Origin of the sequence: Halomonas piscis, assembly GCF_031886125.1 — a bacterium.
In the GTDB taxonomy this organism is placed as follows: Bacteria; Pseudomonadota; Gammaproteobacteria; order Pseudomonadales; family Halomonadaceae; genus Vreelandella; species Vreelandella piscis.
Genome location: NZ_CP119391.1, coordinates 1,888,905 through 1,908,883 on the forward strand (window position 1 = coordinate 1,888,905; position 19,979 = coordinate 1,908,883).

18 protein-coding genes are annotated in these 19,979 nt (G+C 67.5%); 12 read left to right on the forward strand and 6 right to left on the reverse strand.

The window, feature by feature from the left end; all coding sequences use genetic code 11:
* Positions 1-6 precede the first annotated feature (6 nt).
* From serC to P1P91_RS08885, 3 genes are all read right to left on the reverse strand, one after another.
* On the reverse strand, positions 7-1,110 hold the full coding sequence (gene serC, locus P1P91_RS08875; RefSeq protein WP_311882038.1) for a 3-phosphoserine/phosphohydroxythreonine transaminase: 1,104 nt from the start codon (positions 1,108-1,110) through the stop codon (positions 7-9).
* Positions 1,094-3,784: a DNA gyrase subunit A gene (gene gyrA, locus P1P91_RS08880; protein WP_311882040.1), complete on the reverse strand. Its 2,691-nt coding sequence runs from the start codon at positions 3,782-3,784 to the stop codon at positions 1,094-1,096. Before gyrA ends, serC begins: the two co-directional genes overlap by 17 nt.
* A gap of 139 nt (positions 3,785-3,923) precedes the next feature.
* A complete protein-coding gene (locus P1P91_RS08885; RefSeq protein WP_311882041.1) occupies positions 3,924-4,370 on the reverse strand; it encodes an acyl-CoA thioesterase in 447 nt (148 codons plus the stop codon).
* 137 nt (positions 4,371-4,507) lie between these two features.
* Between P1P91_RS08885 and P1P91_RS08890 the strand changes: the two genes are divergently transcribed.
* The 6 genes from P1P91_RS08890 to nth all read left to right on the forward strand — a co-directional run bounded on the left by P1P91_RS08890 (position 4,508) and on the right by nth (position 10,590).
* Positions 4,508-5,434 (forward strand): recombination-associated protein RdgC, encoded by a 927-nt coding sequence (locus P1P91_RS08890; RefSeq protein WP_311882042.1) that lies wholly within the window; start codon positions 4,508-4,510, stop codon positions 5,432-5,434.
* 58 nt (positions 5,435-5,492) lie between these two features.
* Positions 5,493-6,668: a 1-acyl-sn-glycerol-3-phosphate acyltransferase gene (locus P1P91_RS08895; protein ID WP_311882043.1), complete on the forward strand. Its 1,176-nt coding sequence runs from the start codon at positions 5,493-5,495 to the stop codon at positions 6,666-6,668.
* A gap of 83 nt (positions 6,669-6,751) precedes the next feature.
* Complete coding sequence (locus tag P1P91_RS08900; protein ID WP_311882044.1) at positions 6,752-7,033, forward strand: hypothetical protein; 282 nt, start codon at positions 6,752-6,754, stop codon at positions 7,031-7,033.
* 76 nt (positions 7,034-7,109) lie between these two features.
* Positions 7,110-9,146 carry a methionine--tRNA ligase gene (metG, locus tag P1P91_RS08905; RefSeq protein WP_311882045.1) on the forward strand — a complete coding sequence of 679 codons (2,037 nt, stop codon included), beginning with the start codon at positions 7,110-7,112 and terminating at the stop codon, positions 9,144-9,146.
* A gap of 11 nt (positions 9,147-9,157) precedes the next feature.
* Positions 9,158-9,955 carry an RnfABCDGE type electron transport complex subunit B gene (locus P1P91_RS08910; RefSeq protein WP_311882046.1) on the forward strand — a complete coding sequence of 266 codons (798 nt, stop codon included), beginning with the start codon at positions 9,158-9,160 and terminating at the stop codon, positions 9,953-9,955.
* Positions 9,952-10,590: an endonuclease III gene (nth, locus tag P1P91_RS08915; RefSeq protein WP_311882047.1), complete on the forward strand. Its 639-nt coding sequence runs from the start codon at positions 9,952-9,954 to the stop codon at positions 10,588-10,590. The genes P1P91_RS08910 and nth overlap by 4 nt, the downstream gene beginning before the upstream one ends.
* 70 nt (positions 10,591-10,660) lie before the next feature.
* Here the strand turns inward: nth and P1P91_RS08920 are convergent, their stop codons facing one another.
* Both P1P91_RS08920 and P1P91_RS08925 read right to left on the reverse strand, forming a co-directional pair.
* Complete coding sequence (locus P1P91_RS08920) at positions 10,661-12,160, reverse strand: sodium:solute symporter family protein (protein WP_311882048.1); 1,500 nt, start codon at positions 12,158-12,160, stop codon at positions 10,661-10,663.
* 13 nt (positions 12,161-12,173) lie between these two features.
* Positions 12,174-12,353: a hypothetical protein gene (locus P1P91_RS08925; RefSeq protein WP_311882049.1), complete on the reverse strand. Its 180-nt coding sequence runs from the start codon at positions 12,351-12,353 to the stop codon at positions 12,174-12,176.
* A gap of 74 nt (positions 12,354-12,427) precedes the next feature.
* Between P1P91_RS08925 and P1P91_RS08930 the strand changes: the two genes are divergently transcribed.
* From P1P91_RS08930 to P1P91_RS08955, 6 genes are all read left to right on the forward strand, one after another.
* A complete protein-coding gene (locus tag P1P91_RS08930) occupies positions 12,428-13,033 on the forward strand; it encodes a hypothetical protein (RefSeq protein ID WP_311882052.1) in 606 nt (201 codons plus the stop codon).
* A gap of 209 nt (positions 13,034-13,242) precedes the next feature.
* Positions 13,243-13,941 (forward strand): SDR family NAD(P)-dependent oxidoreductase, encoded by a 699-nt coding sequence (locus tag P1P91_RS08935; protein WP_311882054.1) that lies wholly within the window; start codon positions 13,243-13,245, stop codon positions 13,939-13,941.
* Positions 13,942-14,195: 254 nt separating this feature from the next.
* Positions 14,196-14,579, forward strand: a complete 384-nt coding sequence (locus tag P1P91_RS08940) for a response regulator transcription factor (protein WP_311882055.1) — start codon at positions 14,196-14,198, stop codon at positions 14,577-14,579.
* Positions 14,566-16,656 carry a 3'-5' exonuclease gene (locus P1P91_RS08945; RefSeq protein ID WP_311882057.1) on the forward strand — a complete coding sequence of 697 codons (2,091 nt, stop codon included), beginning with the start codon at positions 14,566-14,568 and terminating at the stop codon, positions 16,654-16,656. The genes P1P91_RS08940 and P1P91_RS08945 overlap by 14 nt, the downstream gene beginning before the upstream one ends.
* The gene (locus P1P91_RS08950; protein WP_311882059.1) at positions 16,653-16,880 is read left to right on the forward strand and encodes a hypothetical protein; all 228 of its coding nucleotides are present in this window, start codon (positions 16,653-16,655) and stop codon (positions 16,878-16,880) included. The genes P1P91_RS08945 and P1P91_RS08950 overlap by 4 nt, the downstream gene beginning before the upstream one ends.
* A 3-nt stretch (positions 16,881-16,883) precedes the next feature.
* A complete protein-coding gene (locus P1P91_RS08955; protein WP_311882061.1) occupies positions 16,884-19,637 on the forward strand; it encodes a sensor histidine kinase in 2,754 nt (917 codons plus the stop codon).
* Here the strand turns inward: P1P91_RS08955 and P1P91_RS08960 are convergent.
* Positions 19,631-19,963, reverse strand: a complete 333-nt coding sequence (locus tag P1P91_RS08960; protein WP_311882063.1) for an HlyU family transcriptional regulator — start codon at positions 19,961-19,963, stop codon at positions 19,631-19,633. The two genes, P1P91_RS08955 and P1P91_RS08960, sit on opposite strands and share 7 nt — an antisense overlap.
* Positions 19,964-19,979: the final 16 nt, after the last annotated feature.

Genomic DNA, 19,979 nt, shown 5'->3' on the forward strand with positions numbered 1-19,979 from the left:
GGTCTATTAGCCTTTTCGTTGTTCAAAATCGGCCATGAACGCGGTGAGCGCGTCCACGGCGGCTTCGGGCACGGCGTTGTAGAGGCTGGCGCGCATGCCGCCCACGCTGCGGTGGCCCTTGAGGTTCAAAAGCCCGGCGGCGTCGGCTTCCTTGAGGAATTCGCCGTCCAGCCGGCTATCCGCCAGGGTAAAGGGTACGTTCATCCGCGAGCGGTTGAGCGGCGCGATGGGGTTGGCGTAAAACTCGCTTTGATCGATGGCGGCGTAGAGCCTGTTGGCCTTGCGCTGGTTGATCGCGTCCATGGCGGCCAGCCCGCCGACGTCGTCTTTCAGCCACTCGAACACCAGCCCGGCCAGATACCAGGCGTAGGTGGGCGGGGTATTGATCATGGAGCCGGCCCTGGCCATGGCGTCGTAGCGGAAAAGTCCCGGCATCGCCGCCTGGGCCTGGTCGAGCAGGTCGTCGCGGACGATCACCAGGGTCAGCCCCGCCGGGCCGATGTTTTTCTGCGCGCCGGCGTAGATGATGCCGAACTGGGAGACGTCGAGCGGCCCGGAAAGCAGGCTCGACGACATGTCGCAGACCACCGGCACCTCGGCGCCGTCGGCCCGGCGCCCCCGGGGCACGTAGTCGAACGCCAGCCCGCCGATGGTTTCGTTGGCGGCGTAGTGCAGGTAGGCGGCGTCGTCGCTGATGTCGAGCTCGTTGGGGCGCGGCACGGCGACGTTGCCCTCGGGCTCGGTGTTGGCCGCCACGTGCCAGGCCGCGCCCAGGTTCTGGGCTTCCGCCAGCGCCTTGGTGCTCCAGATGCCGGTCTGGACGAAGTTGGCGCGCCCGCCGTTGCCCAGCAAGTTCATGGGCAGCATGGAAAACTGCAGCGTCGCCCCGCCCTGGAAGAACAGCACCCGGTAGTTGTCGGGCACGGCCAGAAGCTCGCGCAGGTCGGCCTCGGCGCGCTCGGCGATGGCGACGAAGTCGGCGCTTCGGTGGCTCATTTCCATGGGGGAAAGGCCAAGCCCCCGGTAGTCGAGCATCTCGTCCCGGGCGCGTTCGAGCACCGGCGTGGGCAGCGCCGCCGGCCCGGCGCAAAAGTTATACTGACGGGTCATCTTCCCCCTCCGTTGGTTCGTGGTGGGTATCGGCCGCGGCGGCGCTGCCCTCGTCTCCCGCGCTTTCCTCGTCCTCGTCGTCGGGCTCGTCCACGCGCACGGTCTTCACCAGGTGCTCTTCGCGGCCCAGGCGGATGAGCATCACGCCCTGGGTGTTGCGCGAGGTGGTGGAGACCTCGTCGACGTGGGTGCGTACCAGAGTGCCGCGGTCGGTGATCAGCATCATTTCGTCGCTGTCGTAGACCTGCATGCCGGCCACCAGCGCGCCGTTGCGCGCGCTGGTCTGCATGGCGATCACGCCCTGGCCGCCGCGCCCGCGCAGCGGAAACTCGCCAAGCGGCGTGCGCTTGCCGTAGCCGTTCTCGCTGGCGGTGAGGATGTAGATCGGCGACGCGGCCGCTTCGCCGGTTTCGGCGTCGGCGCCCGCGTCCTCGGCGTCGATCTGCTGGTGCTGGGGGATCACCAGGCTGATGACCTCGGCGCCCTCGGTCAGGCGCATGCCGCGCACGCCCCGGGCGGTGCGGCCCATGGCGCGAACGTCGCTTTCCTCGAAGCGGATGGCCTTGCCGTTGGACGACAGCAGCATGGCGTGGTCGCTGCCTGAAGTGATCTTGGCGCCCACCAGGCGGTCGCCTTCCTCGAGCTCGATGGCGATCAGCCCGACGCTGCGCGGCCGGGAGAACTGCTCGAGGCTGGTACGCTTGACCGTGCCCCTGGCGGTGGCGAAGAAGATGTAGTGGTCGGGGTCGTAGTCGCGCACCGGCATGATGGCGTTGATCGACTCGCCCTCCTCCAGCGGCAGCATATTGACCAGCGGCTTGCCCCGGGAGCCGCGGCTGGCGTTGGGCATCTCGTAGACCTTGAGCCAGTAGACCTTGCCGCGGTTGGAAAAGAGCAGCACGGTGTCGTGGGTCGAGGCCACCAGCAGGTGCTCGATGACGTCCTCGTCCTTCATCGCCGTGGCCGACTTGCCCCGGCCGCCGCGGCGCTGAGCGTGGTAGTCGGAGAGCGGCTGGGTCTTGGCGTAGCCCGAGCGCGACACCGTGACCACCATGTCCTCCTCGGCGATCAGATCCTCGATGGACAGATCCAGGTGGCTGGCCTGGATGTCGGTGCGCCGAGACTCGCCGTACTGGTCGCGTACGGCGGTAAGCTCGTCGCGGATGACCTCCATCAGCCGGTCCGGCGAGGCGAGGATCTCGGAAAGCTCGGCGATGCGCTCGAGAATGGTCAGGTATTCGTTGAGCAGCTTTTCGGTCTCGAGCCCGGTCAGGCGGTGCAGGCGCAGCTCGAGAATCGCCTGGGCCTGGGCCGGCGACAGCCGGTAGGCGGTGGCCGCGGGGTTCAGGCCGTAGCCTTCGTCGAGGTCCTCGGGCTTGCACGAGGTGGCCCCGGCGCGCTCGAGCATGTCGGTGACCTGGCCCGGCTGCCAGGTGGCGTCGAGCAGCTTTTCCCGGGCGGCGGCGGCGTTGGGAGAGGCCTTGATCAGCTCGATGACGTCGTCGATGTTGGAAATGGCGACGGTCAGACCTTCAAGAATGTGGCCGCGCTCCCGGGCCTTTTTCAGCTCGAAAAGCGTGCGTCGGGTGACCACTTCCCGGCGGTGGCGGACGAAGGCTTCCAAAAGCTCCTTGAGGTTGAGCGTGTAGGGCTGGCCGTTTTCCAGCGCCACCATGTTGATGCCGAAGACGTTCTGCAGCTGGGTCTGGGCGAAGAGGTTGTTGACCAGCACCTCGCCGGACTCGCCGCGCTTGACCTCGATCACCACCCGCAGGCCTTCCTTGTCGGACTCGTCGCGCAGCTCGGCGATGCCCTCGATGCGCTTGTCCTTGACCAGCTCGGCGATCTTCTCGATCAGCCGGGCCTTGTTCACCTGGTAGGGAAGCTCGGTGATGATGATGTGGTCGCGGCCGGTCTTGTCGTCGTGCTCGATGGTGTGGCGCGCGCGCACGTAGACCCGCCCGCGGCCGGTGCGGTAGGCGTCGAGAATGCCCGCGCGGCCGTTGATGATGCCGCCGGTGGGAAAGTCCGGCCCCGGCACGTAGTCCATCAGCTCGTCGACGGACAGGGTGTAGTCGTCGATCAGCGCCAGGCAGGCGTCGATGACCTCGTTCATGTTGTGCGGCGGGATGTTGGTCGCCATGCCCACGGCGATGCCCGAGGAGCCGTTGATCAAAAGGTTGGGCACCCGCGTCGGCAGCACGTCGGGAATGCGTTCGGTGCCGTCGTAGTTGTCGACCCAGTCGACGGTGTCCTTTTCCAGGTCGGCCAAAAGCTCGTGGGAGAGCCTGGCCATGCGCACCTCGGTGTAGCGCATGGCGGCGGCGTTGTCGCCGTCGATGGAGCCGAAGTTGCCCTGGCCGTCCACCAGCACGTGACGCATGGAGAAGTCCTGGGCCATGCGCACGATGGTGTCGTAGACCGCGCTGTCGCCGTGGGGGTGGTACTTACCGATGACATCGCCGACCACGCGTGCCGATTTCTTGTACGGTTTGTTCCAGTCGTTACCCAGCTCGTGCATGGCAAACAGCACGCGGCGATGCACGGGCTTGAGCCCGTCGCGCACGTCGGGCAGCGCGCGGCCGATGATAACGCTCATGGCATAGTCGAGGTACGACTGCTTGAGCTCTTCTTCTATGTTGACGGGCAGAATGTCTTTGGCGGTGTCACCCATGAAAGTCAGATCCTTTGCACTGCATTGGCACTGCGTAGAGTGGTAAGCGCGAACACCGGACAACGGCGCGCAAATATCGCGCTATCATACCATTGCCGGCGCCTCATGGGCAGCCGCTTGCGCCGCTCCTGCAGCGCGGCTACTCGTCTTCGGCGACAAACGCCTCCGGCGGCACGACCAGGGCGTTGAGGGTGTCGCGCACCGCCCCCTCGATGGCGGCGGCCCGGCCGGCGGCCAGGTCCAGCAGCACGAAGGTCAGATCCGCCCGGGCCACCAGGGCACCGTCGCCCCGGCGCACAAGGCGGTGGTGGCACTTGGCGCTGCGCTCGCCCACGCTGACAATGCCGGTGAGCACGTCAAGATCGTCGCCGAGCACCGCCGCGGCGCGGTAGTCGACGTTGAGGTTGACCACGGCAAAGCCCAGGCCGTTGTCGTGCAGCCCGGCAATGAGCTGCGGGTGGAGGTCGAAAAACGCCCAGCGGCCCTCTTCCATGAACTCCAGATAGCGGGCGTTGTTGACGTGGCCGTAGCCGTCCAGGTGGTACCCGCGTACCCGCAGGCAGGTACGCGACAGCAAATCGCTCATGGCGAAGCCTCCTTGTTGAATCGGGTGCCGGCATGGCGCCGGCGAGGGTGGCAATGCCCGGCCATGCTGGCAGGACGCAGACGCTTTCGCCATAATGTGCGCTTTTCTCCTCCGCAGTTCTCACAAGGACGGGCGACATGTGGTTTAAAAACCTGCTGCTCTACCGCCTGCACGGCGCCCCCGAGATTGACCACGCCACCTTTGACCAGGTGCTCGATGACCACGCCGCCGTGGCGCTGGGCAGCGCCGACGCTCGGCGGCTGGGCTGGACGCCGCCGGCCGGCCGCGCCGGCAACGGCCAGTACGTCCACGAAGCCCAGGGCCATCGGCTGCTCTCGGCGCTGCGCCAGGAGCGCCTGCTGCCGGCGGCGGTGGTCCGCGAGGAAGTCGAGGAGCGCGTGGCCGATATCGAGCAGACTGAAGGCCGCCGCGTCACGCGCAAGGAAAAGACCGCGCTCAAGGAAGAGATCACCGAGGCGCTTTTGCCCCAGGCCTTCGTCCGCCGGCAGAAGATCGACCTCTGGTGGGACACCCGCCGGGGGCTTTTGGGCATCAACGCCGCCTCCCGGGCCCGGGCCGACGAGATTCTCGACCTGCTGCGCGAAACCCTGGGCAGCCTGAAAGTCACCCCGCTCACCGCGCAGACGCTGCCCATCCGCGCCATGACCGAGTGGCTCGGCGATCCGGGCAGCCGCCCGGCGGACATGGTGCTGGGCGACCAGGTGGAGCTCAAGGCCAAGGGCGACGACGGCGTGCTGCGCGCCCGCCAGGTCGACCTCGACGGCGACGACATCCAGCAGCTTTTGGAAAGCGGCCGCCAGGCCAGCAAGCTGGCGCTTTCCATCGAGGGCCGGCTGCAGTTCGTGCTCACCGACGAGCTGGCGCTGAAGTCCCTGCGCTTCGGCGACGCCCTGATCGAGGAGGCCGACCACGCCGACGACGGCGACGACGCCCTGGCCCGGCTGGAGACCGACTTCATCCTCATGGCCCAGGCGCTTGCCGAGGATGCGGAACGCCTGCTGGAATGGCTGGGCGGCGAAGCCCGGACCGGCGACGCCGTCTGACACCGCCCGCCGCCCACGCTCTGGCTGCCCCATTTGCACTGCCGACGGAACGGACCCCATGACAGACCACAACGCAAGCCCCCCCGCCGCTTCCGACCCCTGGGCGGACATTCGCCCCTACGCCGACGCCGAGGTCGAAGACGTACTCAGGCGCCTGGCCCACGACAACGAGCTGCTCAACGCGCTGACCCAGTTTCGCCTGCCGCGCCTGGCCCGCCTCGCCCCGCCGCTGGCGCGGCTGCTGGCCAGCCGAGCGGTCAAGCGCGAGGTGCAAGGGGTACGCGACGTGCGCGCCTTTCAGCAGCGCATCGCCGGCTACATGGACCGCATGATCCGCCAAAGCACCGACGCCTTCGACGTTACGGGGCTTGACCGGCTCGACCCGGAGACGGCCTATCTGTTCATCGGCAACCACCGGGATATTTCGCTGGACCCGGCGTTCGTCAACTACGCGCTCTACCGCGCCGAGCGCAACACCGTGCGCATCGCCATCGGCGACAACCTGCTGAAAAAGCCCTACGTCACCGACCTGATGCGTCTCAACAAGAGCTTCATCGTGCCGCGCAGCGCCCGGGGCAAGCGCGCCATGCTCGCCGCCTACCAGAATCTGTCGGAGTACATCCGCCATTCGATCACCGTGGACAACCACTCGATTTGGATGGCCCAGCGCGAAGGCCGGGCGAAGAACGGCATCGACCTCACGGGGCCGGCGATCATCAAGATGCTGACCATGGCCCGGCGCCGGGCGGACAAGGACGCCGGCACCGGCGAGGCGATCAAGGAGCTGCGCATCGTACCGGTATCGATCAGCTACGAGCTCGACCCCTGCGACGTGCAGAAGGCCCAGGAGCTTTTTGATCTGGATACCCGGGGCGGCTACGACAAGACCGAATTCGAGGACATCCAGTCCATCGTCGCCGGCATTACCGGCGACAAGGGCCGGGTGCAGCTGCACTTCGGCACGCCGCTGGGCGCCGACGCCGGCACCGCCGAGGAGGTGGCCGCCGAGATCGACCGCCAGGTCATCGGCGGCTACCGGCTTTTCCCCACCCATTACCTGGCCCTGGAGGCGCTGGGGGACGCGCCGGAGCTGGTATCGCACCGGGCGATCACCGCCAGGGATCGCGAGCGCTTCGACAAGCGCCTGGCCACGGTGCCCGAGGCCCTGCGCCCCTACTGGCTGGCCCAGTACGCCAACCCGGTCAAACACAAGGCCGGCCGGCTGGCGCTGTGAGCCCCGGGTGAAAAAATGCTAAGGTCCGCAGGAACGGCGCCGCCCGCCCGGCCGCGTCCTCAAGCGTACACAGGAGAGCCTTTATGTCCGCTTCAGAAATTCAGAAAACGCGCATCATCAACGAGCTGCAGGGGTTTATCCGCAAGCTGTTGCAGGACCCCAGGATTCTCGAGCAGTCGCTGGCCGTGGCTCGCCGGGAGCTCGACAACGGCGGCAGCGCCGACAGCATGGTGCGCATAGCCAACGAGATCACCGACACCACGAGCATTCACATTCCGGAAGATCCCGAGGAGCACTCCGAGGCCGACAAGCTGTTTCTCGCGCTCTTGCGCGAGGTGATTCTCGAGGAGCAGGCGCTGTACTGAGCCGACCCCGGCACGCGCTCTTTTTTATCCAAGCCCGCATACCCCAAGCCCGACGTTAACGGAAGCCTCATTCCCCATGCCTAACACCGCCACGCGCAAGATCCTGGTCACCAGCGCGCTCCCCTATGCCAATGGCGCCATCCATCTGGGCCATCTGCTCGAGTACATCCAGACCGACATCTGGGTGCGCTTCCAGAAAAGCCGCGGCCAGCAGTGCCACTACGTCTGCGCCGACGACGCCCACGGCACCGCCATCATGCTGCGCGCCGAGCAGGAAGGCATTTCCCCGGAGGCGCTGATCGAGCGCGTCTCCCAAGAGCACCAGGAAGACTTTGCCCGGTTCGGCGTGGCGTTTGACAACTACTACACCACCCACTCGGCAGAAAACCGCCGCTTCAGCGAGCTGATCTACACCCGTCTGCGCGACGCCGGCCACATCGCCACCCGGGAGATCGAGCAGATGTTCGACCCCGAGCGCGGGCTGTTTCTCGCCGATCGCTTTATCAAGGGCACCTGCCCCAAGTGCCGCAAGGACGGCCAGTACGGCGACAACTGCGAGGCCTGCGGCGCGACCTATACTCCGGCAGACCTGATCGACCCGGTCTCGACGGTGTCCGGCGCCACCCCGGAGGTTCGCAGCTCCACCCACTACTTCTTCAAGCTGCCGGACTTTGCCGACTTCATGCAACGCTGGATCAACGACGACCGCGTCCAGCCGCAGATTCGCAACAAGCTGATGGAGTGGTTCGAGGACGGCTTCAACGAGTGGGACATCTCCCGGGACGCGCCCTACTTCGGCTTCGAGATTCCCGACGCCCCGGGCAAATACTTCTACGTCTGGCTGGACGCGCCCATCGGCTACCTGGCGAGCTTCCAAAACCTCTGCGAGCGCGAGGGGCTCGACTTCGACGACTACTGGCAGCCGGATTCCGACGCCGAGGTGTACCACTTCATCGGCAAGGACATCGTCTACTTCCACGCGCTGTTCTGGCCGGCGATGCTCCACGGCGCCGGCTTTCGCACCCCCACGGCGGTGAACTGCCACGGCTTTGTGACGGTAGACGGCGCCAAGATGTCCAAGTCCCGGGGCACCTTCGTCAAGGCGACCACCTACGCCGAGCACCTGAACCCGGAATACCTGCGCTACTACTTCGCCGCCAAGCTGACCTCGGGCATCGACGACCTGGACCTCAACCTGGACGACTTTGCCGCCCGGGTGAACGCCGACCTCGTGGGCAAGGTGGTCAACATCGCCAGCCGCTGCGCGGGCTTCGTCAAGAAGATCGGCGGCGGCACGCTGTCTTCGCACTGCGCGGAGCCGGCCATGGTGTCGCGCTTCATCGCCGCCGGCGACGACATCGCCGAGCACTACGAGAACCGCGAGTTTGCCCGCGCCATGCGCCGGGTCATGGAGCTTGCCGACGAGGCCAACACCTACATCGCCGAGGCCGAGCCCTGGGTGCTGGCCAAGCAGCACGGCCGCGACCAGGAAGTGCTCGACATCTGCTCGGTGGGGATCAACCTCTTCCGCCAGCTGATGGTCTACCTGGCCCCGGTGGTGCCGGCCATGGCCAATGAGGCCCGGGCGTTTCTCAACCTCGACACCCTCGACTGGGCGAGCCGCCACCAGGTGCTGACCGAGCACGCCATCAACAAATTCAAGCCGTTGATGACGCGCATCGAGCGCTCGAGCATCGACGCCATGCTCGAAGCGTCGAAGGAAGACCTCGCCGCGGAGCAGAAGCTCAAGGAGGCGCCCAAAGGCCCGCTGGTGGACGATCCCATCGCCGAGGAAATCAGCTTTGACGACTTCGCCAGGGTCGATCTGCGCATTGCCCGGATTGCCCGTGCCGACTACGTCAAGGGCGCCGACAGGCTCTTGCAGCTGACCCTGGATATCGGCGGCGAAACCCGCAACGTCTTCTCCGGCATCCGCTCGGCCTACGCCCCGGAGGCGCTCGAGGGCCGGCTGACGATCATGGTCGCCAACCTGGCGCCGCGCAGGATGCGCTTCGGCGTCTCCGAAGGCATGGTGCTGGCGTCCGCCGACGACGCGGGTATCTACCTGCTCTCGCCGGACGACGGCGCCGAGCCCGGCCAGCGCGTTACCTGAGCGGTGGGTTCATGAGTCGCCACGCTTCGCTGATCGAGGCCGTCGATGCGCTGCTGCCGCAGACCCAGTGCGGCAAGTGCGGCTTCGACGGCTGTTTGCCCTACGCCCGGGCCATCGCCGAGGGCGAGCCGGTCAACCGCTGCCCGCCGGGCGGCGAGGCGACCCTTGCCGCGCTGGTTGAGCTGACCGGCCAGCCGTACCGGCCGCTTGCCGAGCCGGCCCAGCCGCCCCTTGCCGCGGTGATCCGCGAAGACGAGTGCATCGGCTGCACCAAGTGCATCGACGCCTGCCCGGTGGACGCCATACTCGGCGCGGCCAAGCGCATGCACACGGTGATTACCGACGAATGCACCGGCTGCGAGCTGTGCGTGGCGCCCTGCCCGGTGGACTGCATCGACATGGTCGCCCACCCCGCCTGGCAGGCCGCCAAAAGCGAAGCGGAGCAAGAGGCCTACCTCGAGCGCCGCGCCGCCCTTGGCCGGGAGCGCCACCGGGCGCGCCAGGCGCGCCTGGAGCGCGACGCCCGGGAGAAGCGTCAGGAACGCCGCCGGCGGCGGCTGCAAAAGCGCCAGGCTCCCGCCGCCGGGGGCCAGGCGTCCCGGGCCGCGGCGCAGCGCCAGAAAAGGCTCGCCGTCCGGGCCGCGGAGCAGGCGCTCAGGCGCGTGGAGCAGCAGCTGGAAAGCGCGCAGCGCCGCCGGGACGCCGAGGCCGAAGCCACCGCCCGGGAGCAGCTTCCCGAAGCCGAACGCCTGCTGGCCGAGGCGCGCCAGGCGCTGGAAAACACAAGCAAGGAAGACAGCACGCCATGAACGCGCACAAGCGCTACGAGATCTTTGCCCGGCTGCGGGCGGAAAACCCGCACCCGCAAACCGAGCTCAACTGGACCACGCCGTTCGAGCTTCTCACCGCGGTGCTGCTTTCCGCCCAGGCCACGGACGTCGGCGTCAACAAGGCTACCGCGCGGCTCTTCCCGGCGGCCAACACGCCGCAAGCGATCCTTGATCTGGGCCTCGACGGCCTGAAGGCGCACATCAGGACCATCGGCCTTTACAACACCAAGGCCGAGAACCTGATGAAAACCTGCCGCTTGCTGGTGGAAAAACACGGCGGCGAGGTGCCCCGCACCCGCAAGGCGCTGGAAGCGCTGCCCGGCGTGGGGCGCAAAACCGCCAACGTCATCCTCAACACCGCCTTTGGCATGCCCACCATCGCCGTGGACACCCATATCTTCCGCGTGGCCAACCGCACCGGCATGGCGCCGGGCAAGAACGTGGTGGAGGTCGAGCAGAAACTGCTGCGCCACGTCCCCGCCGAGTTCAAGCGCGACGCCCACCACTGGCTGATTCTGCACGGCCGCTATACCTGCATCGCGCGCCGGCCCCGCTGCGGCAGCTGTGTCATCGAAGACCTCTGCGACTATTCACACAAGACCGAGCCCCACTAGACCGAGCCCCACTAGACCGAGCCCCACTGGACCGAGCCGCAACGCGCTCGGCCCTCCCGGGAAGAGAACATCAAGCGTCGTCGCTCCGCGCGGCGCGAGATACGGGTTTTCCAAGCACTTCGTCAACGGCTGCTTGGCATTCCTTCGCCCTTTCCACCGGCGCTTTCGTCACCAGGCTGACCCCCACAAACAGCACGCTTGCCACGATAATCCCCCAGATGCCGGCGGGCAGCCCCAGCAGGGAGTTGCCGGCGGCATAAAGCGCCAGCACGAAAAGCGTAGTGCCGATCACGCTGGCAAGAGCGCCGGCGCCGGTGCCGCCTTGCCAGTAAAAAGCGCCGATCATCGCCGGTACCACGGCGACCAGGCCCGAGGAGGCGGCCACGGAGAGCACCGCGATCAAATCCAGCTGCAGCTGCGCAAAGCCCAGCGCCAGCAGCGCGATCAGCGGAACCACGACCTTGCCCATCCGCAGCTGCCGGCGCTCGCTGACGTCCGGCTTGAGATTGGCATACAGATCCCGGGAAAGCATGGAAGACAGCGCCAGCATGATCGAATCGATGGTCGAGACGGCGGCGGCCAGGATGGCGATCAGCACGATCACGCCCAGCCAGGGCGGCACGTAGTCGGAGCCAAGCAGCCTCGGCGCGGCCAGGTCCGCATTCTCGAGCCCGGGAAAGGCAACCAGTGCCGAGAAGCCCCAGAGCACCGAGACAAGCGTATAGATGAAGCCGAAAACCAGAAAGCCCAGCAGCATGCGCCGCATCGCCCCGAGAGAGGCGGGCATGAACAGCCGCTGGCTGACCTGGGGGTTGGAGAGGCTGAAGAAAAACCAGGGAAGGGTCAGCCCCAGAAAGGTGGTCAGGCTGAACAGGCCGCTCCCGGGCACCGTCAGGGCTTGCGGCCGCTCCGTGGCCAGCCTGTCGAAGAGCGTCGGGAATCCGCCAAGCCCCTGAACCACCAGGAAGACCACCAGGGTCGAGGCCAGCATCATCACGATGGCCTGCAGGGAGTCGGTCCACATCACCGAGCGGATTCCCGCGATATAAGCAAACAGGAGGGCGATGGCCGTGGCCAGAAATATGCCGACGTTATAGGAAATGGCGCCGTCCGTGGTGCCCTGCAGAAGATAGCCGACCCCGGTGAGCTGTACCGCGGCGTAGGGGATCAGAAAGATACAGTTCGAGACGGCGATGACCGTCGCCACGTGTCTGTTGGCATAGCGGTAGCCGAGCATCTCGCTGGGCGTGACGAAACCGAAGCGCTTGCCCAGGGCCCAAAGCCGGGGCCCGAAGACCGCCACCAGGGAAACCCCGGCGAAATAGATGATCTCGAAGCCCAGAGCGCCGACCCCGCCGGCGTAGGTGAGCCCCGCCAGGCCGACCATCATGAAGGCGCTGTAGGTGGTAGCGCTGTAGCTGAGCGCGGATACCAGGCCGCTCATCTGCCGATTGCCCAGAAAATACCCCGACATCCGCGTCGCGGGCTTCTTCTGCCGGGACAAAAACCCGACCAGGGTGGCGATAATCAGATAGATCGCTACCGACCACCAGATAAGGGATGCGCTCATCCGTTGCCTCTTGTTATTTTCCCTTGAAGTCCTTGGTCATGACGATGTTGAGTGCGATCACCGCCAGTCCCACGAGGGTCCAGAAGAGAAAGCTTCCGTACCAGGCCTGGACCCGAGTCAATAGAGTATAGGGAATCAGGTAGCTCAACAGCACCAGGCCCCATACTGCCCATATCCATCGGCTTCTCGGCATTCGCGCTCTCCTGTCGTCCGTTTTAATCTGCTGCAAGCGTATCATGATGAGACGCCGTTCATGACGAGGTAGCCATGCCGTCACACCGTCTACCCCTCTGGCTCAAGCTGGCTTTCACCGTCTGGATCGCCATCTGGGCGCCGAGCTATTTCGCCAGGGTGGGCTGGCAAAATTTCCTGTGGCTGTGCGATCTGGCCAGCCTGCTGATCCTCGTCGCGCTGTGGACCGAGAGTCGCCTGCTGATGTCGGCCCAGTGGCTCGCAGTGCTGCTGGTGGGCATACTGTGGAGCCTGGATGTCGGGGGCGCCTTGCTGTTCGGCGTTCACCCCATCGGCGGCACCGAATACATGTTCGATGCCCAGGTGACGCTGTCCTTCCGCCTGCTTTCGCTCTTCCATGTGGTGCTGCCGGTAGTCACCAGCTATGCGGTGTTCAGGCTGGGCTATGACCGACGCGGCCTGTGGCTGCAGACGGCGCTGACCTGGCTGGTACTGCCCCTGAGCCTGTGGCTCACCGATGCGGAGCGTCACATCAACTGGGTGCACGGGCTATTCGGCCAGCACCAGACGCTGCTCGATCCGCTCGTCTATCTCTTGGGCCTGATGCTCGGCTGGCCGATCGTGCTGTATCTGCCCTCACATTTACTGGCCATCGCGCTGCAGCGTCGGCAGGCAAGATGATTCCGCCCCATAGCCGCACTTTCTCGCCCATTCGCGGCGTCGACGCCTGCCCTTTCGATCGCGATCATCGGGGTGGCGCCCGACGCATCCGATCGCCGGCGGTATCGCCCGGGGCGTTCGGAAAGCACCCGAGCGCCTCGACCCCCGGCCCGAGCACCGACTACACTCGGCCTGGACTACCTCTGTGTCTTGTCTAAGGAGAAAAGGCCATGAACCAAGTCTGCGCCATCATCGGTATCGGTCCGGGTAACGGCCTGGCACTGACACGCCGTTTCGCCCGGGAAGGGTATCAGGTCGCCATGCTGTCCCGGGATATCGACAAGCTCAAGGAGTGGGAGCAAGACATTGCCGGCGCCCATGCCTATCAATATGACGCCACCGATGGCGATCAGGCAAGGGAGGTCTTCGCCCGCATTCGCGAGGAGCTCGGCCCCGTCTCGGTGCTGCTCTACAACGCCGGCGCCGGCGTATTCAAGCGTGCCGACGAAACCACCCTGGACGAGTTCGAGGCGACCTGGCGGGTCAACTGCCATGGGCTGCTGGCGGCCACCCAGGCGGTGCTTGCGCAGTTGCGCGAGCATGATCAGGCGAGTCTCGTCGTCACCGGCGCCTCAGCGGCGCTGCGCGGTCGCGCCGGCACGGCGCCCTTCGCCTCGGCCAAGGCGGCCCAGCGCAGCCTGGCGCAGTCCCTGGCCCGTCAGCTCGGCCCCGAGAACATCCACGTTGCCTACGTGGTGATCGACGGCGTGGTCGATCTGCCGCGCACCCGGGAAGCGATGCCGGACAAGCCCGACAGTTTCTTCCTCGATGCGGATGCCATCGCCGACAGTATCTGGTTCCTTACCCGGCAGCAGCGCTCCGCCTGGACCTTCGAACTCGATCTGCGGCCCTTTGGCGAAACCTGGTAAGCCCGGCCCTGGCGGGCAAGAAGCATAGCCCCGGTACGCACCCGGCCGCCCCCGCCCGAACCGGCACCCCCTACTCGGCTTTCCTCTCGGTATTCGGCCAAGGTCGCCTTGGCCGCCGGCGCCCCGGGTGCCTAGACTGCGATAAACGCAGAGCCATGAGCTGCGCTGAGCTGGCCTCAGCGCTGGCCTGGCAATAACGCAGGCCCTGGCACAACGCTGGCCCCAGAACAACGAAAACGCCGCAGGAGAACGCCATGTCTCGGGTACTGGTGGTGGACGACGAACCCAACATTGTGCTTTCGCTCGAGTTTTTAATGCAGCAGGCGGGCTTTGAGGTGCTGACCGCCGAGGACGGCGAGGGGGCGCTTGCGCACATCGACGCCGGCCCGCCGGATCTTTTGCTGCTTGACATCAGCCTGCCCGGCATCAGCGGCTTTGACGTGCTTGAACGGCTGCGCGCCGACGACGCCACCCGGGCGCTGCCGATCATCATGCTCACCGCCCACGGCCGCGAGGTCGAGCGCGAAAAGGGCATGGCGCTGGGCGCCGACGACTACGTCACCAAGCCGTTTTCCACCCGGGCGCTGGTCGACAAGGTCACCGCGCTGCTGGCCGAGGCCAACCATGACTCGCCGTGAACGCCGGGGGCTGCCCAGGCGCCAGCGGCTGGTGGGCCTGTGGCTTCTCCTGAGCGGGGTCAGCCTGGCCGGCGGCGCGCTGTTCGCCGCCTGGCTGGACAGCCGCCTGGGCGCTGCCGGCTGGGAGCGCGCCGCGCTGTGGCTGGGGTGCTTCTCCGGCGGGGCCACCATTCTGCTCGCCGGGCTGGTGCTCGAGCGCATGCTCTTTACGCCGCTGCGCCACCTCCAGGCCCAGCTGGCGCGGCTGGTGGCCAGCCCCGACGCCCACGACGAGCGCCCGCCCCGGGGCTGGCTGACCGGGCTGGGGCCGGATCTGGCCCGGGTGCGGGAAGGCTGGCGCGCCGACCGCGCGCGCCTGGCCGGCGCCCGGGAAGAAGGCGCCCGCGAGGCCGCGGACACTCGCCAGCGGCTGGAGGCGCTGCTGCAGACCCTGCACACGCCGCTGCTGCTGTGCGACCGCCATCGCCGTATTCTGCTGTTCAACGCCGCCGCCGAGCGCTTTTTCGACGGCGAGCCGGCGCCGGGGCTGGGCAAGCGGCTGGACACGCTGCTGCCGGCGGCAAGCCTGCAAAGCACCCTCGACCGGCTGCCCGACGACGGCACCCCTCGGGAACTCCTGCTTCCCTGCGGCGAGCGCTGGCTCAAGGCCGCGCTGCGCCGGGTGGGGCAAAGCGACGGCGAAAGCCTGGTGACCCTCGAGGACGCCACCCGGGCCTGGCGCACCGAAGTGGGCGTGCGCGCCGAGCTTGCCACCGGGCTTGGCGACCTGCGCCGCCGCGCCGCCAGCCTTGCCGGCGCCGCCGACGCGCTCAAGGCCCTGGGCACCGCCGACAGCCCCCTGCGTCAGCGGCTGGCCGGCGCCATCGACGAAGACGGCCCGGCGCTTAGCGACAGCATCGCCCGGCTGGGCCGGCTGGTCGACGACATGCAGCGCCAGGGCGAGCAGCTCTCGCCCATCTGGTCCAACGATTTCTGGCAGGCGCTGGACGAGCGCCTCGACCCTTCGCGCCGACTGATCACGCCTGTGGGCATGCCGTCCTGGTTCAAGGGCGACGCCCCGGCGCTGATCGCGCTGCTCGACTCGCTGCTGAGCTACCTTGAAACGCGTCAACCGGCGGGCGGAGCGGATATCGGCGGCCCCGGCGGCGAATACTTTGAAGGCGAAATCACCCTGGGCAACAAGCAGGTATATCTCGACCTGATCTGGCACGGTAAGGCCATCCCCGACGGCGACCTGGCCCGCTGGCAGCGTCTGCCGCTGGATACCCTGCCGCTGGCGCCCACCGCGGCCGAAGTGCTGCGCCAGCACGCCAGCGACATCTGGAGCCTCACCGACGACGGCGGCAAGCGCGCCCGCCTGCGCCTGCCGCTGCCCGCCGTCGCCCGAGCCGGCCCGCCGGCCCGAGCCGTGCCGCCGCGGCCGGAGTTTCACGACTTCGGCATTGCCGGACTGCCCTCGCCGGACGAGCCCCGGGCCGGGCTGGCTCTGGCCAGCCTGGACATCGTCGCCTTCGACACCGAAACCACCGGGCTTGCCCTGCGCCAGGGCGACACCGTGGTCAGCCTGGGGGCGTGCCGCATCGTCAACGCCCGGGTGCTGGCCGACGACACCTTCGCCCAGCGGGTCAACCCCGGCCGTCCGATCTCGCCGGAAAGCACCGCCATCCACGGCATCACCGACGCCGACGTCAGCGACGCGCCGCCGCTGAGCGAGGTGCTCACCGACTTTCGCCACTATCTCGGCGACGCCGTCTTGCTGGCGCACAACGCCTCCTTCGACATGCTCGCCATCAGCCACCAGGGCGTCGAGTTCGCCATGCCGGTGCTGGACACCCTGCTGATCTCACGGGCGCTGGACGAAGCCCTGGACGGCCACGACCTGGACAGCCTGGCCGCACGCTACGCCATCGCCTTTCCCCCGGGCACCCGGCATACGGCGCTGGGCGACGCCCGAGTCACCGCCGCCTTGTGGCTTGCGCTGCTGCCGCGCCTGGAGGCCCGCGGCATCGATACCCTGGATACGCTGCTGGCCCTGCAGGCCAACGCCATCGACACGGAGGACGCCACCGCGCCATGACCACGCCGCTACGCCATCGTGCCCGCCACAGCGAGCGCCTGACCGCGCTAATCGTCACCGCGGCGGTGCTGTTCTGCCCGCCGCTGCTGCTGGTCATCGACCGGCTGCCCTCGGCCACCGGCATCTGGCTTTTGCTCTATCTGTTTATCGCCTGGGCGGTGGTGATCGGCCTTGCCGCCTGGCTGCAGGAAAGCCGCAGGGCCTCCGGGAAAGGCAGGCGCTAGGCCGTGCGCAACGATATCGTCGTTCTCGCCGTCGCCTTCGGCTACCTGGCGCTGCTGTTCGTGGTGGCCGCCTGGGGCGACCGCCGCGCCGAGGTCGGCCGTTCGGCCATCGGCTCGCCGACGGTGTACGCGCTGTCCATCGCGGTGTACTGCACCGCCTGGACGTTTTACGGCAGCGTCGGGCGAGCCTCGGCCCAGGGGCCGCATTTCCTGCTGATCTATCTGGGGCCGACGCTTGCCATGCTCGCCGCGCCCTTTGTCATCCGCAAGATGGTGCGCATCGCCGCCCGCCAGCGGATCACCTCGATTGCCGACTTTATCAGCGCCCGCTACGGCAAGAGCGCCGGGCTCGGCGCCGTGGTCGCGCTGATGGCGCTGATCAGCAGCACGCCCTACATCGCCCTGCAGCTCAAGGCCATTACCGTCAGCCACGCGGTGCTGATGAACTACCCCGCCTCCGCGGACCTGGCCGTGGAAGAGGCGCACTTCTGGATCGACAAGTCGTTCTGGGTAGCGCTGGTGCTGGCGGTGTTCATCATCCTCTTCGGCACCCGCCACCTGGACGCCAGCGAGCGCCACGAAGGCATGGTCGCGGCCATCGCGCTTGAGTCGCTGGTCAAGCTGGTGGCGTTTCTCGCCGTGGGCATCTTCGTGGTGTTCGTGATGTTCCAGGGTCCCCTGGACCTGCTCGGCCGGGTGGCCAATACGCCGGAGCTCTCCCGGGTGCTGGGGCTCGAGCAGGTGCCGGGGGGCGCCACCGGCTGGGTGGGCGTGCTGATTCTTGCGGTGCTGGCGTTTCTCACCCTGCCGCGGCAGTTTCAGGTGCTGGTGGTGGAAAACGTCGACGAAACCCATATCGACCGCGCCAGCTGGGTGTTCCCGCTGTACCTGCTGCTGATCAACCTCTTCGTGGTGCCCATTGCCCTTGCCGGGCTGCTGCTGGGCAGCGAGGGTGCCGATCCGGACAGCTTCGTGCTGACCCTGCCGCTATCCGCGGGCGCCGAGGCGCTGCCGCTATTGGTGTTCATCGGCGGGCTCTCCGCGGCCACTGGGATGATGATCGTCGAGACCATTGCGCTGTCGACCATGGTCAGCAACCAGCTGATCATGCCTTTGCTGCTGCGCTTTGACCGCCTGCACCTGAGCGGCTCGGGCCGGCTTGCCGCCTGGCTTCTGGGCATTCGCCGGGTGGCCATCGTGGCGATTCTGCTGCTGGGCTACGTGTATCACGCGCTGATCGGCGACGCCTACACCCTGGTGACCATTGGCCTGGTGTCCTTTGTCGGCGCGGCGCAGTTCGCCCCGGCGCTGCTGATCGGCCTCTACTGGCGCGTCGCCACCCGGGCGGGGGCGCTCTGGGGGCTCGTGGCCGGCTTTTTCCTCTGGGGCTACACCCTGCTGCTGCCGGGCTTTGCCCAGTCCGGCTGGATCGACATCGCGCTGATCGAACAGGGCCCCTGGGGCCTTGGCTGGCTCAACCCCTACGCGCTGTTTGGCCTGGACGGCTGGGACATCTACACCCACGGGCTGCTCTGGAGCCTGCTGGCCAACGTGGGGCTATACGTCGGGATATCGCTCTTTACCCGGCCCACGGCGCTGGAGCAGACCCAGGCGGCGCTGTTCACCGAGGCGCTGCATCCCAACCTCCCCAGCGCCTCGCTGTGGCAGGGGCAAACCACCCAGGGGGAGCTTGGCGAACTGCTGCGCCGCTACCTGGGCGAAGCCGCCATCCGCCGGGTGTTCGCCGACGCCGGCGACGGCCACGCCGGCGACAGCCGGGAAGCCTCGCACCGGCTGATCACCCGCGCCGAGCAGGCGCTCGCCGGGTCGCTGGGCAACGCCTCGGCCAGGGTGCTGATCAATTCCGTGGTGCGCGGCGAAGCGCTGGACATGGCGTCCATTCTCAGCATTCTCGACACCACCTCCCAGGCGCTGGAGTATAACCGCCGGCTGGAACAGAAGTCCGCCGAGCTGGAGCGCGCCAGCGCCGCCCTGCGCCGGGCCAACGCGCGCCTGCGCGAGCTCGACCGGCTCAAGGACGAGTTCATCGCCATGGTCAGCCACGAGCTGCGCACGCCGCTGACCTCGATCCGCGCCTTCGCCGAAATCCTCAACGACGAGGACGCCATGGACGCCGACAAGCGCCGCCACTTTCTCGGCGTCATCGTCCACGAAAGCCAGCGGCTATCGCGCCTGATCGAGGAAATCCTCGATCTCGCCCGGCTGGAAAGCGGGCGGCTGACGCTCAACCCCGAACGGCTGGACCTCGCGCTTTTGGCCCGGCGCAGCGTGGACGCCGTGACCCAGCTGCACCGCGAACAGGGCATTGCGCTGACAACGGAGCTGGACAGCGGCCCGGCCATGGTCACAGGCGACGCCGACCGGCTGGAGCAGGTCATCATCAACCTGCTGGATAACGCCGGCAAGTTTGCCGACCGCGAAGCCCCTCGGGTGCTGATACGCCTGGCGCCGCATAAGGATCGCTACCGCCTGAGCGTGGAAGACAACGGCCCGGGCATCGGCCCCGAGGAGCGCGAGCGGGTATTCGACAAGTTCCACCAGCTCGAACGCGGCGGCGACGCCCTTGGCCGCCCCCGGGGCAGCGGGCTGGGGCTGGCCATCAGCCGGGGGATCATCGCCCACCTGGGCGGCCGGCTGTGGGCCGACGAAAGCCGGCACCTGGGCGGCGCCTGCCTGACCCTGGAGCTACCCGGCAGCGCCGACGAGGCGCCTGCCGAAGCGCCCGCCTCTCACTGATCGTCGGTAGCGTCGCGGCGGGAGTCAGGCCCGAACATGGCCTCGCCGGTTTCGTCGATAAAGCGCTGCGCCTTGCTCACCATCATGGCATCGCAGGCCTCGCGGTCGGGCAGCACGTCGGAGCGCTCGAAGCCGTGTTCGAGCGCTTCGCCCTCTTCCCGGGGCAGCTGGATCACGCCGCTGACGCGAAACCGGCCGTCCTCGACCACGGGTCGGGAAATGATCCGGTAGCCCCGGTACTCGACCGGCTCGGCGGGCGCCGGGCCGGTCGACTGACCCGCACGCTCGGCGCTGCCGAACAGGCCGGAAAACAGTTTTTTCAGCATGACTCCCTCCCGCCTG